The organism is Fluviispira multicolorata, assembly GCF_009208585.1.
GTDB classification, from domain to species: domain Bacteria; phylum Bdellovibrionota_B; class Oligoflexia; order Silvanigrellales; family Silvanigrellaceae; genus Silvanigrella; species Silvanigrella multicolorata.
Map to the genome: position 1 here is coordinate 777,567 of NZ_WFLN01000004.1, position 13,435 is coordinate 791,001.

General features: G+C 33.4%; 9 protein-coding genes. 3 read left to right on the plus strand and 6 right to left on the minus strand.

The window, feature by feature from the left end:
* Window position 1: 1 nt before the first annotated feature.
* Together uvrB and hemH are read right to left on the minus strand one after the other, a co-directional pair.
* Window positions 2-2,032, minus strand: a complete 2,031-nt coding sequence (uvrB, locus tag GCL57_RS03295; RefSeq protein ID WP_152211831.1) for an excinuclease ABC subunit UvrB — start codon at window positions 2,030-2,032, stop codon at window positions 2-4.
* A 15-nt stretch (window positions 2,033-2,047) separates the two neighbouring features.
* Complete coding sequence (gene hemH, locus GCL57_RS03300) at window positions 2,048-3,082, minus strand: ferrochelatase (RefSeq protein ID WP_152211832.1); 1,035 nt, start codon at window positions 3,080-3,082, stop codon at window positions 2,048-2,050.
* A 354-nt stretch (window positions 3,083-3,436) separates the two neighbouring features.
* Between hemH and GCL57_RS03305 the strand changes: the two genes are divergently transcribed.
* Window positions 3,437-5,167 (plus strand): adenylate/guanylate cyclase domain-containing protein, encoded by a 1,731-nt coding sequence (locus GCL57_RS03305; protein WP_152211833.1) that lies wholly within the window; start codon window positions 3,437-3,439, stop codon window positions 5,165-5,167.
* A gap of 9 nt (window positions 5,168-5,176) precedes the next feature.
* On the opposite strand, the gene GCL57_RS03310 is transcribed toward GCL57_RS03305, so the two are convergent.
* The 4 genes from GCL57_RS03310 to clpP all read right to left on the minus strand — a co-directional run bounded on the left by GCL57_RS03310 (window position 5,177) and on the right by clpP (window position 11,507).
* Window positions 5,177-6,610: an SH3 domain-containing protein gene (locus GCL57_RS03310; protein ID WP_152211834.1), complete on the minus strand. Its 1,434-nt coding sequence runs from the start codon at window positions 6,608-6,610 to the stop codon at window positions 5,177-5,179.
* A gap of 277 nt (window positions 6,611-6,887) precedes the next feature.
* Window positions 6,888-9,341 (minus strand): endopeptidase La, encoded by a 2,454-nt coding sequence (lon, locus tag GCL57_RS03315; RefSeq protein ID WP_161597574.1) that lies wholly within the window; start codon window positions 9,339-9,341, stop codon window positions 6,888-6,890.
* A gap of 161 nt (window positions 9,342-9,502) precedes the next feature.
* The gene (gene clpX / locus GCL57_RS03320) at window positions 9,503-10,879 is read right to left on the minus strand and encodes an ATP-dependent Clp protease ATP-binding subunit ClpX (RefSeq protein WP_152211836.1); all 1,377 of its coding nucleotides are present in this window, start codon (window positions 10,877-10,879) and stop codon (window positions 9,503-9,505) included.
* A 19-nt stretch (window positions 10,880-10,898) separates the two neighbouring features.
* A complete protein-coding gene (gene clpP, locus GCL57_RS03325; RefSeq protein ID WP_152211837.1) occupies window positions 10,899-11,507 on the minus strand; it encodes an ATP-dependent Clp endopeptidase proteolytic subunit ClpP in 609 nt (202 codons plus the stop codon).
* A gap of 221 nt (window positions 11,508-11,728) precedes the next feature.
* On the opposite strand from clpP, the gene hemB reads away from it, so the two are divergent.
* Both hemB and GCL57_RS03335 read left to right on the plus strand, forming a co-directional pair.
* Window positions 11,729-12,742 carry a porphobilinogen synthase gene (gene hemB / locus GCL57_RS03330; protein ID WP_152211838.1) on the plus strand — a complete coding sequence of 338 codons (1,014 nt, stop codon included), beginning with the start codon at window positions 11,729-11,731 and terminating at the stop codon, window positions 12,740-12,742.
* A 32-nt stretch (window positions 12,743-12,774) separates the two neighbouring features.
* Window positions 12,775-13,323: a TIGR00645 family protein gene (locus GCL57_RS03335; protein ID WP_152211839.1), complete on the plus strand. Its 549-nt coding sequence runs from the start codon at window positions 12,775-12,777 to the stop codon at window positions 13,321-13,323.
* Window positions 13,324-13,435 lie beyond the last annotated feature (112 nt).

The window sequence follows — 13,435 nt, forward strand, 5'->3', positions numbered from 1 at the left end:
TTTAATCACCTGAAAGCATAAATAACTGCTCTTTTAAAATATTTATTTTATCTCTTAACTCAGCCGCCAACTCAAATTCCATTTTTTGCGAAGCTTTTTGCATTTCTTTAACGAGCTTTTGTATATGTTTTTCAAGTTTTTTAGGATTATTTATAATATTAAGATCTTCTAAATGCGAAACCGCTTGGAGCAGTTTCTCTTGATAATCATCACCATAATCTAAATTATAAAGTTTTCGCAAATTTTCTGGTATTTTCTTTGAAATAGTTTGGGGTGTGATATCATTTTCTTTGTTATATTGTAGCTGTTTATTTCGTCTTCGTTCTGTTTCAGTTAAACAAAATTTAATACTTTCTGTTTCTTTATCTGCATATAAAATGACTCTTCCATGCGCATTTCTCGCTGCTCTACCAACAGTTTGAATGAGACTTGTTCTACTTCGTAAAAAACCTTCTTTATCAGCATCTAAAATAGCAACCAACTCAACTTCAGGAAGATCGAGTCCTTCTCTTAATAAATTAATTCCAACTAAAACATCAAAAATTCCAAGACGTAGATCTCTTAATATTTCAACTCGCTCCATGCTTTGAATTTCTGAATGTAAATATTTAACTTTAATTTTAAAATCCGAAAAATAACTTGTAATTTCTTCAGACATTTTTTTTGTTAAAGTTGTTACTAAAACACGACATTTTCTAGCAATTGTTTTTTGAATTTCAAACAATAGATCATCAATTTGCCCTTGGGCAGGTTTCACAACAATTATAGGATCAATTAAACCTGTGGGACGAATGACTTGTTCAATAATTTCATTGCCAGCTTTTTGCAATTCGTATTGCGATGGAGTTGCTGATACGTATATTGTTTGTCCCATTCTAGCCTGAAATTCTTCAAAATTGAGAGGACGATTATCAAGCGCAGAGGGTAAACGAAAACCAAAATGAACCAGTGTTTCTTTACGAGCTCTATCTCCTCTATACATTCCACCAATTTGCGGAACTGTCACATGACTTTCATCAATTACTAAAAGATAATCCTTTGGAAAATAATCTAATAAAGTGGATGGTGGTTCACCTTCAGTCCGACCATCAAGGTAACGAGAATAATTTTCGACTCCTTGACAATAACCAATTTCTCGAAACATTTCTATATCATGAAGAGTTCTTTGTTCAATTCTTTGCGCTTCTAAAAATTTTCCATTTTCTTTAAAAAGTTTTAATCTTTCAAGAAGATCTTTTGTAATTTCAACAATAATACCTTCAATTTTTTCTTCTTCAAGAACGTAATGAGTTGCGGGATAAATACTTACTTTTTTAATATTTTCTATAACAGTGCCACGCAATGCATCGATAATAGAAATTTTTTCAATTTCATCTGCCCAAAACTGAATGCGAATAGCCTTTTCTTTTTCATAAGTTGGGACAAGCTCAATAATATCTCCACGCACTCTAAACTTTCCACGTTCTAAAGAGATATCATTTCGAGAAAATTGAATAGAAATTAGATGTCGAATAAAATCATCTCGAGCAAGCTGCATTCCCTGTTCAAGTAAAACACGCGCATTTAAATAGGATTCGGGTTCTCCTAAGCCATATATACAACTTACAGAGCTAACAATAATCACATCACGTCTTTCAAATAAAGCACGCGTAGCGCTGTGGCGCATTTTATCAATATCATCATTTATTGTTGCCGTTTTATCAATAAATGTGTCGGTACTTGGTACATACGCCTCTGGTTGATAATAGTCATAATAACTTACAAAATATTCAACTGCGTTATTTGGAAAAAGTTCTTTAAATTCTTGAAAAAGCTGTGCTGCAAGAGTTTTATTATGTGCAATAACAAGAGTTGGTTTTTGAGTTTGCGCAATCACATTAGCAATCGTAAATGTCTTTCCTGACCCCGTAACACCTAACAAAACCTGATCTGTTAAGCCATTTCGCACTCCACTCACCAATTTTTCGATAGCTTGAGGTTGATCGCCCATAGGCTTGAGAGACCAAGTGGCTTGAAATTTCTCTTCGCTCATAGACTTTCCCTTTTATTATGCTTCTCGAATTATATCTGCAACTGTTTCAGACCACTTCGCATGGGAATTCAAGGAGGTGACAAGCACGAGATCTTCTCCTCCCAATGAAAGCCATTGCTCTTTTGCACGCATTTGAATTTCCTCAAGAGTTTCAAGACAATCAGCGACAAAAGCGGGGCACATAACAGCAATACGTTTTGCTCCCTTGCTCACTAAATCTGGCAATATGAGATCTGTATAAGGTTTAATCCAGGGATCTCTGCCAAGCCTCGATTGAAAAGAAGTCATATGATTGTCATCAGTCAATTGCAATAATTTAACCAACGATCGCGTTGTCTCATAGCATTGTGCTCGATAGCAATATTTATTTTCAACTTGTATAGATTCACAGCAGTTATTTTTTGTTAAACAATGATTTTGCAAGCTCGAAGTATCTGATTTTTTCACATGCCTTTCTGGCAACCCATGATAACTAAACAAAACAAAATCAGCACGAAAATGATTTATTTGTGGCTTAGCAATTTCATAAAAGCTTTCTAAAAATCTCTTATCATTATAAAAATATGTAATGTATTTTAATTTTGGTATATTCCATTTCGAATTACATATTTTACCAACTTTTTCAAACACACTCCCAGTTGCGGCAGATGAATACTGAGGAAAGAGTGGAAAAACAATAATTTCATCTATATTCTTTTGGATCAATTTTTGTATTGCAAATTCTATTGAAGGATTTTGATATCTCATACAGAATTCAACTTCGTATTGATCTCCTAAAATTTTTCCAACATTTTCAGCTAATATTTTCCCATGTATGAGTAAGGGAGATCCTTCTTTTTTCCAAATCATTTTATATGCATGTGATGATTTCTTAGTGCGAAATGGTAAAATTATAAAATTTAATAATAAAAAACGCCCTACGGCAGAGATATCTATGACTCTTGGATCGGAAAGGAACTCACGCAAATATTTTCTTACATCAGGAACTTCAGGGGAATCTGGCGTACCAACATTAACAAGCAAGACTCCAGTGCGTTTTTTTAAATTCATTGTTCAATCCATTTACCTTATAAGTTCTGTTTAAAAATGAAAATTTGAGGTATTATATTATCTTATAAGGTATAAGTTAATATAAGCCCCTTCAAATGGGACAGTTATCACTATTGTTTAAAGAAAACAAACTTCATTTTTACTACACCTGCAGTTCTAAGAGCATTCAACAATATAAAATCGCAAACAATATATCTCTGTCATGCAACAACCTTGACAGATAGGACAACATGTCACTTTTTGCATAAAAACAATACATTTATACTTAATATTGAATTCACTGACTCGGCAATAAATCCTAGACAACTGAATCTTTGATTTTTTATAAAATTACAAAAGACAAGGAGGTGGAGAGTGCATTCAATTCGAATACGCTTTCTTATCTCTATGTGTATTCTTGTCAGCATAACATCATTTATTTGCCTCTTTTTTGGTGGCTGGCTCTTTTTTGAACAACTCCGTAACTCTTCAATAAATAGATTAGGTACAGGGAGAGAAATACTAAATGCTGTCATAAATTATGAATTTATTAAATTAAAAAGTGATTCAAAAATACTATCAAATTTATCTGATTTTATTAAAAAAGTAGAAGCTCGGCAAAGCCAAGCCGTTTTAAAAGTAGCTAAAAAATTTCAAGAACAAATGCTCATAGATGATTTTTCGAGTTATGATAACGATGGAAATCCCATTGCTCTTGCAGATGAAACAAATAAAGAAAATATTCTTAATTTTTTTTCATTACCAAAAAACAAAGACATTGAATTGTCATTTAAAGAAGCCTTAAAAGGCAACTCAAGCATTCGCTTTCACGTTGAAAGTGAAAAGGTCAATTTTACTTCAATATCACCCGTTATTTCAGATAAAAAATCAATTTGCGGAATATTAACTACTTCCTTAAAACTCGATAACAAATTTACTGATAGAATAAAGGAACTTTCAAAATCAGATGTGAGTATTTTTGCTAATGATCGACTTATTGCAAGCTCAATAGTCAACACAGAAGAAAAAAAACGCTTACTCGACGAGTTTTTAAAAATTCCTAAGAATAAAAGAGAAAATAAAAATATTTGGAATATAGAGACAGAATATTATTTACTAACAAACTTTGATAGCAAATATGATGGAAATCACATTTATGCTCTATTTTCAGTTTCAAATAAAGAAAATATGTATATATTTGAATATATCAAGAAATTTATTATTTCATTCGGAATTCTAACCATCGCTGTTAGCATTATTTTAGCAAGCTTAATTGCATCAGGAATTACAAAGGGACTTAAAAAGTTAGAGAAAAATGCTCTTGCTCTTTCCTCTGGCAATTTAGACATTACAATTGATACAAAAGAAAAAGATGAAGTCGGAAAACTTGCAAGAAGTTTTGATAAGATGCGCAATTCAATAGCGACCCTTATCGCTGACTTAAAAGAAACAAATGAATCTTATCAAAGATTTGTTCCAAGTCAGTTTCTTGAAATTTTAAATAAACATGGAATTCTAAATGTTAACTTAGGCGACTGTCGTCAAATGAAAATGACAATTCTTTTTTCAGATATTCGAGATTTTACAACTCTTTCAGATAGCATGACTCCAAAAGAGAGTTTTGAATTTATCAATCAATATTTAAAATTAATTGCACCCATTATTAAAGAAAAAGGTGGGTTTATCGACAAATATATTGGTGATGCTGTAATGGCTTTATTTCCAAGCAAAGCTTCACAAGCTCTGGACACTGCAATTGAAATGTGTAATTGCCTAGAAAGAATAAATGAAGAAAGAGTAAGGCATAACAAGAATCCACTTCAAATAGGAATAGGTCTCAATACGGGTATGGTTATGATTGGAATTGTAGGTGAGGAGCAACGCCTTGATGCAACCGTTATTGGTGACTCTGTAAATGTTGCTTCAAGAATTGAAAGTATGACAAAACATGTTAAAAATAAAATATTAATTTCACATGAAACTTTTTTAGAATTAAATGAAGAGCAAAAAAAGTATATTAAATGCATTGGAAAACATCATATAAAAGGCAAAGAAGAAGAAATCTCTTTATATGAAGTACAACTAGATAAAATTAAAAATAGTTAATCAAAATAATTATGATTTATTTTCAAATAATTCATCTAAATAGGTGATAATAAACTTAGGTCGTAATTTTTCATCGGCAATAGAAATTAATTCTGGATTTTCAGGATAATAGCTAAGTAAAGGGATCAATGATGACTGTCCAATTATAGATCGATATGAATTATCGGCAGGTTTAAAGCCCCAAATATTATTATGCACCCAAGGCTCATTATTATAATTCCCAATATAGAGCATAATATGACCTTGAATATATACTAAGGTTACAAATTTACGGCCTAATTTTGAAAGCGAATTTAATCTTTCTTTAGTACTAAGAGCACTTAAATCAAGCGTTATTCCTTCTTGGTATTGTGCTGCAGAATTACGTGGAAGCCATACTCCAAATGCTGAGAATATTGCTTTTAGTTCTTGAGAACAGTCATTAAAATAATACAGTCCTCCCCATCCATAGGGCCTGCCAAGCAATGGATTTATTACTTTAACAAAATTTTTGGGAGTTGATTCTAAAGGAAAAATGGCAATTTTATCGGAATGAATTCTACCTAATTGAAGTTTTGCAAATCCATTTTTAAGTGCAATAGGATAAAATATTTTATTTTTTCTCTCAATATGTTGCCCAGGAAAAACGCTTCCTGTGTATCCAATTTGCACTATTTTACCTGAATTATTTATTATAGAGGTATCTGGTTGAATAATAACACGCAATCCATTTTCATTTACACTTTCTAAATATTGAGAAATAAACTGTTCTGAGGCAAGTGCAATTTTATTGCTTGGTACCCAAGTTACAAAACCAGAGTTTGTTAAAACAAGTGACCATTTTTTATCTTGTGATTTCCCTACAATATACAATGGAGTGCCAGTCCAAATCGAGGTCACTTGCAACATATCAAAGGGATAACCTTCTCCTGCTTGTCTATAGCTATAAAAAAGTGGAGAATTTGTTGGCAAAGTTCTTGCGCTTATATTATTTATTGCTATTGCTCTGTTATTAAAATCAAATTCTATATATTTATTATATTTAGTTAAATTCATATTTGACAAAATTTTATTGTCAAACCATGAGCATGTATAGGGTTTAAAATTAAGAGAAAAGCTCTTAGGATTTTTCGTATCACAGTTTTCTCTAAATTTCTGAAATAAAAAATTCTCAATGCTAAAAATATCATCTGGGGTTTTCTTATTTATTGAATTTATAACAAACTCTTTTGACCAAGGAGATTGATTGCCAAACAAACGCTCTTTATAAATATTTGCTTTTTCTAATTGCACCCATTTTTTAATAAGTGGAGTGTCATAGTCATTACTTTCTGAATTGATGTAAGTATTTAAATTTTGACTATAATTATTCAAAGGAAAAACTTGAACTCTATTTTTTTCATTTTGTGTTGAAGAACATGACTGCATTAGTAACATTATAATGAGCAAAGATATTTTTTTCATTTTTATCCAAATTATATATAAATATTAAGGTTTATATTTGAAAATCTCTGAAAAAGAGATATAAAATCGATTTCGAAGAAGTATTAATAATAAGAATCATATTTGTCAACCCTTATTTTTAATCTTAACTAATTAGATAAAATAACACTTTAATTAAGTTATTCTTAATATATTTTAATATCAATTGAAAATAAAAAAAATTTAATAAATACTTTCAAAAAAATATAATATAAGATTTCATAATAAATTTAAATTACTTAAATTATATTATACAATTTTAAGCAACAGAAATATTATCTTCTACCGAAATATTTCTTTCGTGAGTATTTTTACTCTCATCTAATTTTTGAGATAGATTTTCTTCATTTATAAAATACTCTTTTATCACATCTTCTAGAGTCGAGACAAACGAAACATTCACACGCCGCCGTATAGTTAAAGGTAATTCTGCAAATGAGCCTTTATTTTTTTCTGGTAGACATACTTTACGGATTCCTGCTCTAAGTGCCGCTAAAATTTTTTCTCGAACCCCCCCTATGGGCAAAATTCGACCATGTAATGTGATTTCACCAGTGACAGCTATATCTTGACTAATTGGTTTATTTTTAAAAGCAGAAATTAAAGCAATAGCAATGGCAACACCTGCGCTGGGCCCATCTTTTGGAATACCCCCCGCAGGAACATGTAAATGGACATCAAAGTTTGTAAATTGACTGCTCTCAATTTCAAGCTCTTTAGCAAAACTGCGCACACAACTTAATGCCGTTTGCGCAGATTCTTTCATTACCTCACCCAATTGGCCGGTTAGTGTTAATTTGCCTGTCCCATTTAAAAGTTTTACTTCAAGCTCAAGTATTTCTCCACCCGTTTGCGTGTAAGCAAGACCTACTCCAACCCCTATTTTTTTATTAAAAATATCATGATCATCACTAAAGTAACGCTCTTCGCCAAGCAGTTCTTTAGCAATTTTAGCAGTTACTTTAACAAGTTTACGCTCTTTTCCTTTTTCATCATTTTCAGCAATATATCGAGCTAATTTTCGAGTTATAGTTGCAATATGTTTTTCTAAGCTGCGCAAACCCGATTCTCTTGTATAAGCATTAATAACTAAATTAACTGCAGTATCTTGAAATTGCACAAGCTCAGAATTAAGTCCATTTTGGACAATCACTTTAGGAATAATATATTGTCTCGTAATTTCAGATTTTTCTTCTTCACTGTAACCAGAAACTTCTATTATTTCTAATCTATCTCTCAATGCGGCTGGTATTGTATCCAATCGATTTGCATTCGCTAAAAAAATGATTTGGCTTAAATCAAATGGGACAGAGATATAGTGATCAGAAAATGTATGATTTTGTTCAGGATCGAGTACTTCAAGAAGAGCGCTAGCGGGATCTCCTTTGTAATCTGCACCTAATTTATCAATTTCATCTAGCATGAGAATAGGATTTCTTGTTCCCACAGTTTTTAATGTTTGAATAATTCTACCAGGCATGGCACCTACGTAAGTTCTGCGATGACCTCTAATTTCCGCTTCATCACGCACACCACCAAGACTGATTCTTACAAATTTACGGCCCAAGGCTCTTGCAATACTTCTACCAAGACTTGTCTTTCCAACCCCAGGTGGGCCAACAAAACAAAGAATGGGTCCTTTTAATTCTGGGTTTAATTTTTTGACTGCAATATATTCAAGTATTCTATCTTTTATCTTTTCTAAGCCATAATGATCTTCATCTAAAATTCTTTTACAATGTGCCATTTCAATTTTACTGTCACTCATTTTTGCCCATGGAATATCAACCATCCATTCAAGATACGTTCTTGTTAATGTCGCTTCACTTGAATCTTGATTCATTCTTTCAAGACGCCTGAGTTGTTTTAAACATTCAGCTTGCCCTTCAACGCTCATACCTGCTTTTAATACTTTATCTCTCAGATCTTCAATTTCATCTTTTCCATCAAGCTCACCTAACTCATGCTTTAGAGCTTTCAACTGTTCCCTTAAATATTGTTCTCTTTGATTTTTAATTGCATCTTCTCGCCCTTGGGTAAAGCCTTTTGAATTTGCTGTGTACGATTCAAGTTCACGCAGGAGCAGAGTGTGCACTCTTCTAAGGCGTTCAAAGGGTTCAATAGTTGCTAATACTTTTTGAGCTTCTACAATTTTTAGACCCAAATTACTAGCAACTAAATCTGCTAGCTTACCTACTTCTGTAACATCTTCAAGAAGCATAAGAAGATCTGGAGAAATTGTTCTTCCAAATGTAACAATTTTTTCTAACTGCTCTTTAACGGCACGGCACAACGCTTCGCTCTCTTGAGTGCTTTCTTTATCAGGCAACAATCTAAGGTTAACAATAGGAAAAGGTTCAGTTTGTTTCAAATTTAGAATAAGTCCCTTTGAAACCCCTTGAATAAGAACCTTAGTTCGACCATCTGGAAGTTTTCGAGTTCGCATAACAGTAGCTATCGTTCCAACATCATACACATCAAATGGAGGCGGAGTTGACACTCTCAATTCAGAATACGAATCATGCTCACGATTTACTTCGGAACGAAAGGCAGATAAAAAAATAAACCTATCTTTTGCACATGCAGCCTCAACAGCTTTCATACAAATGTCCTCTGCTACAAAAACAGGTAAGATCATTTGAGGGAAAACCACTATATCTTTTAATGGCAAAAGGGGTAAACTTTCCGCAACTTTATCAATTCCTTGCAGCATGGAATGCATTCCTCTTAAGCAACTGTTTTTATTTTTTTCATATTCTCTTATTTATTTTTACAGATTATTTATAAACTCAGTGAGTCGCAAAAATGGCAGGAACAGACAAGATCTTCTCAGTCGATAAAATTACAATGCAAAAATGTCTGCAAAAAAATAACTTATTTCTTTGCAGATGTTTTTGCTTTAGCCGCAGTAGTGGAAGCTGTTTGAGTGACAGAAGTTTGAGCACGTGCGCGTTGTTCTTGTCTTTGCTGAATTTCTTCTTCAGTTAAGAGAACTCTATCTGGAGCTTTTCCATCACGAATACATTCAGGTGTTAAGGTAATTTGTTTAACATTTTTTTGTCCTGGAATATCAAACATGGTTTCAAGCATAACATCTTCGAGAATAGCTCTTAAACCGCGAGCACCCGTCTTTCTTTTAATAGCTTCTTGTGAAATAGCGACAAGTGCTTCTTGAGTGAATTCTAGAAGCACTCGTTCATAACTAAACAACTTCTGATATTGCTTAATAATAGAATTTTTGGGTTGAGTTAAAACCTGCACAAGTGCGGATTCATCTAACTCAGCTAAAGTAACAATTACAGGCAATCTTCCCATAAATTCAGGAATCATTCCAAATTTAAGGAGATCTTCAACTCTCACTTTTGCAAAAAGATCAGTAACAGTCATTTTAGATTTATTCTTTATGTCTGCGCCAAATCCCATTGCAGTTTGTTCCATACGATTGCGAATAATTTCTTCGAGTCCTGCGAATGCACCACCGCAAATAAAGAGGATATTTGTTGTATCAACCTGTAAAAATTCTTGTTGTGGGTGCTTGCGACCTCCACGAGGTGGAACATTTGCAACAGTCCCTTCAAGAAGTTTTAACAATGCCTGTTGTACACCTTCACCAGAAACATCGCGCGTGATTGAAGTATTTTCGCCTTTTCTTGCAATTTTATCGATTTCGTCTACGTATGCAATTCCTTTTTGCGCTTGTTCAACGTCAAATTCAGCTGCTTGAAGAAGATTTAAAATAATATTTTCAACATCTTCACCAACATAACCTGCTTCTGTTAAGTTAGTTGCATCGGCTATTGTAAAAGGGACTTGTAAAATACGTGCCATACTCTGCGCAAGCAATGTTTTACCTGAGCCTGTAGGTCCAATCAGTAAAATGTTACTTTTTGCAAGTTCAACGTCTTCTTTTCCTGCATTTGAACCATGTTCAATGCGCTTGTAGTGGTTATGAACAGCGACCGAAAGAACTTTTTTTGCTCTTTCTTGGCCAATAACATATTCATCAAGAACTTTTTTAATTTCACTTGGACTGGGAACGCCTTCTGCTATTTGAGCAGCATCGTCTTTTTCCATTTCCTCAGCGATAATTTCATTACAAAGCTCAATACATTCATCACAAATATAAACATTAGGTCCTGCAATGAGCTTTTTTACTTCTCTTTGGCTTTTTCCGCAAAAACTACAATGAAGTCCATGAGAGCTGTTTGAACCACCACGTCCTGATGAAAATTTTATTCCATTTTGTATCATAACAATTCACTACCTTTTATCAGAGACCCGTAAAAGCTACTCTATCAGATCTCGGCATTAAAATATCGTCAACCAAGCCATAATCCTTAGCTTCAGATGCAGACATGAAGAAATCCCTATCCGCATCAGCTTCAATTTCTGCAATTTTTTTGCCGGTATGAGCAGCTAAAATTTCATTTAAACGCTTTTTAAGGGAGATGATTTCTTTCGCTTGGATAGCAATGTCTGTTGCTTGTCCACCCGCACCTCCACTGGGTTGGTGAATCATAACACGGCTATTTGGCAATGCATATCGTTTTCCTTTAGCTCCAGCAGCTAAAAGTAACGCACCCATACTCGCGCATTGTCCTACACAAAAAGTACGAACTTGCGGACGAATGACTTGCATTGCATCATAAATTGCAAGTCCAGCAGTAACACTTCCCCCAGGACTATTTATATAGAAACTTATATCTTTTTCAGGATCTTGAGATTCGAGAAAGAGAAGTTGTGCAACAATAAGATTGGCAACTTCATCATAAACGGGTGTCCCAAGAAACACGATTCGATCTTTTAGAAGGCGAGACCACACATCGTAAGAACGCTCTCCTCGATTGGTTTGCTCAACAACTATAGGAACAAGTGGCATAGGTCTTCTCCAAACAATGTGCAGTGGCAAAAATTGCAAATCACTGATTACAAAATAAATATAACCTAGAGTGTCACTTCCTGCAAAGATGACACTGAAAAACTTCAGAGCTAAAGTCTTAAAACACTTGCTTCAAAATCTTCAAATGACCATACTCTGCGAAGCCGAATTCAGCAAACTATGAAAAAAGGCTTTTAAATGCAATAAAAAGGAGCGAATAAATGAACCGTTTTCAAGTTTTTCCTGCACTCAATATTGGCAATGCTCATATACGCCCACGTCGATTGAGAATTAATAAAAACATTCGTTCTCTTGTACAAGAAAATAAATTGCAAAAATCAGATCTTATTTTCCCACTTTTTATTTCAGAAAAAGGAACTAAACGCTATGAGATTCCAAGTCTTTCTGGAATTTTCCGCATACCTTACGATGAATTGCTAACTGAAGTTGAAGAAATTCAAAAACTTGGAATCAAAGCAATCATGTTATTTCCTGTAATTGAAGGCACAAAAAAAGATGATTATGGAACAGAAGCTTATAACCCAGAAGGACTTATGCAAAATTGCATAAGAAAGATTAAAGAAACATTTCCAAATATGATTTTGTTTGTTGATGTTGCTTTAGATCCTTACACATTGCACGGCCATGATGGAATCATCGATGAAAAAGGTTATGTTTTAAACGATGAAACCGTTGAAGCTCTTTGCAAACAATCCCTCTCATACGCAGCCTGTGGTGTTGATTTTGTATGTCCAAGTGACATGATGGACGGAAGAATTGCTGCTATTCGCACAATTTTAGATAAAGATGGTTATATTGGTACAAGTATTCTCGCCTACAGCGCAAAATTTGCCTCTGCTTTTTATGGACCGTTTCGGGAAGCCATTGCCTCGGGCGCAAGAGGGCTTGATAAAAAAACATATCAACTCAATCCTGCTAATTCACGTGAAGCAATTCGTGAAGCAATTCTTGACATCCAAGAAGGTGCAGATATGGTTATGGTTAAACCGGGATTACCTTATTTAGACATTTTGAGTAAAATCAAAAGTCAAAGTGAAGTTCCAGTTGTTATTTACCAAGTCAGTGGTGAGTATGCTATGCTAAAATGCGCTGCTCAAAACAATCTAATAGACGAAAAAGCAGCAGTTTATGAAAGCTTAATCTCTATGAAAAGAGCGGGAGCAGACTTAATTGTCACATACTATGCTAAATGGCTTTGTGAAAATTTATTATAATAATTTCATATGCTGGAGTTAAAGAAAATTCGATGGAAAATAAAATAAACAATACGCGTGTACGTTTTGAAAATGCTTTAGAATACATTATTTTTGCAAGCCGCTGGCTACAAGCTCCTATGTATTTTGGTCTCATAGTAGTGCAGGTTATTTACACTTATAAATTCATCGTCGAATTAATTCATATAGTGGCTTCAACAAATGTTAGCACAGAACTTCAAATATTACTTGGAATTTTAAGCCTAGTAGATGTTACAATGGTTGCAAATCTTGTCGCAATGGTCATTATTGGAGGTTATGCTACTTTTGTAAGTAAACTGAATTTAGACCATCACGACGACAAACCTGACTGGCTTGATCATATTGACCCTGGTGCTATTAAAGTTAAATTAGCAAGTTCTCTTATTGGTATTTCAAGTATTCATCTTCTCAGATCTTTTATTGATATCGACAAAATGGATATCGATAAAATAAAGTGGCAAATTATTATTCATATGACATTTATTGCTTCAACTGTCTTTTTAGCCTTAAGTGAATATATTATGTCTAAAAAGCAAGCCCATTCAAATAATAATCATTAAGATAATGCTATATTCAGAGAATCTAAAAATATCAAAAATAATTTCACTTTTAAAATTTTAAATTAAGCAGATAACTCTCTTTTTGATGGATTTGTTTTTAAAGAAGACTGTG

What these genes read in the sequence shown, in the direction of transcription:
- uvrB (WP_152211831.1), bottom strand. Translation starts at nt 2,032, where the DNA reads ATGAGCGAAGAGAAATTTCAAGCCACTTGGTCTCTCAAGCCTATGGGC.
- hemH (WP_152211832.1), bottom strand. Translation starts at nt 3,082, where the DNA reads ATGAATTTAAAAAAACGCACTGGAGTCTTGCTTGTTAATGTTGGTACG.
- GCL57_RS03310 (WP_152211834.1), bottom strand. Translation starts at nt 6,610, where the DNA reads ATGAAAAAAATATCTTTGCTCATTATAATGTTACTAATGCAGTCATGT.
- lon (WP_161597574.1), bottom strand. Translation starts at nt 9,341, where the DNA reads ATGCTGCAAGGAATTGATAAAGTTGCGGAAAGTTTACCCCTTTTGCCA.
- clpX (WP_152211836.1), bottom strand. Translation starts at nt 10,879, where the DNA reads ATGATACAAAATGGAATAAAATTTTCATCAGGACGTGGTGGTTCAAAC.
- clpP (WP_152211837.1), bottom strand. Translation starts at nt 11,507, where the DNA reads ATGCCACTTGTTCCTATAGTTGTTGAGCAAACCAATCGAGGAGAGCGT.
- hemB (WP_152211838.1), top strand. Translation starts at nt 11,729, where the DNA reads ATGAACCGTTTTCAAGTTTTTCCTGCACTCAATATTGGCAATGCTCAT.
- GCL57_RS03335 (WP_152211839.1), top strand. Translation starts at nt 12,775, where the DNA reads ATGGAAAATAAAATAAACAATACGCGTGTACGTTTTGAAAATGCTTTA.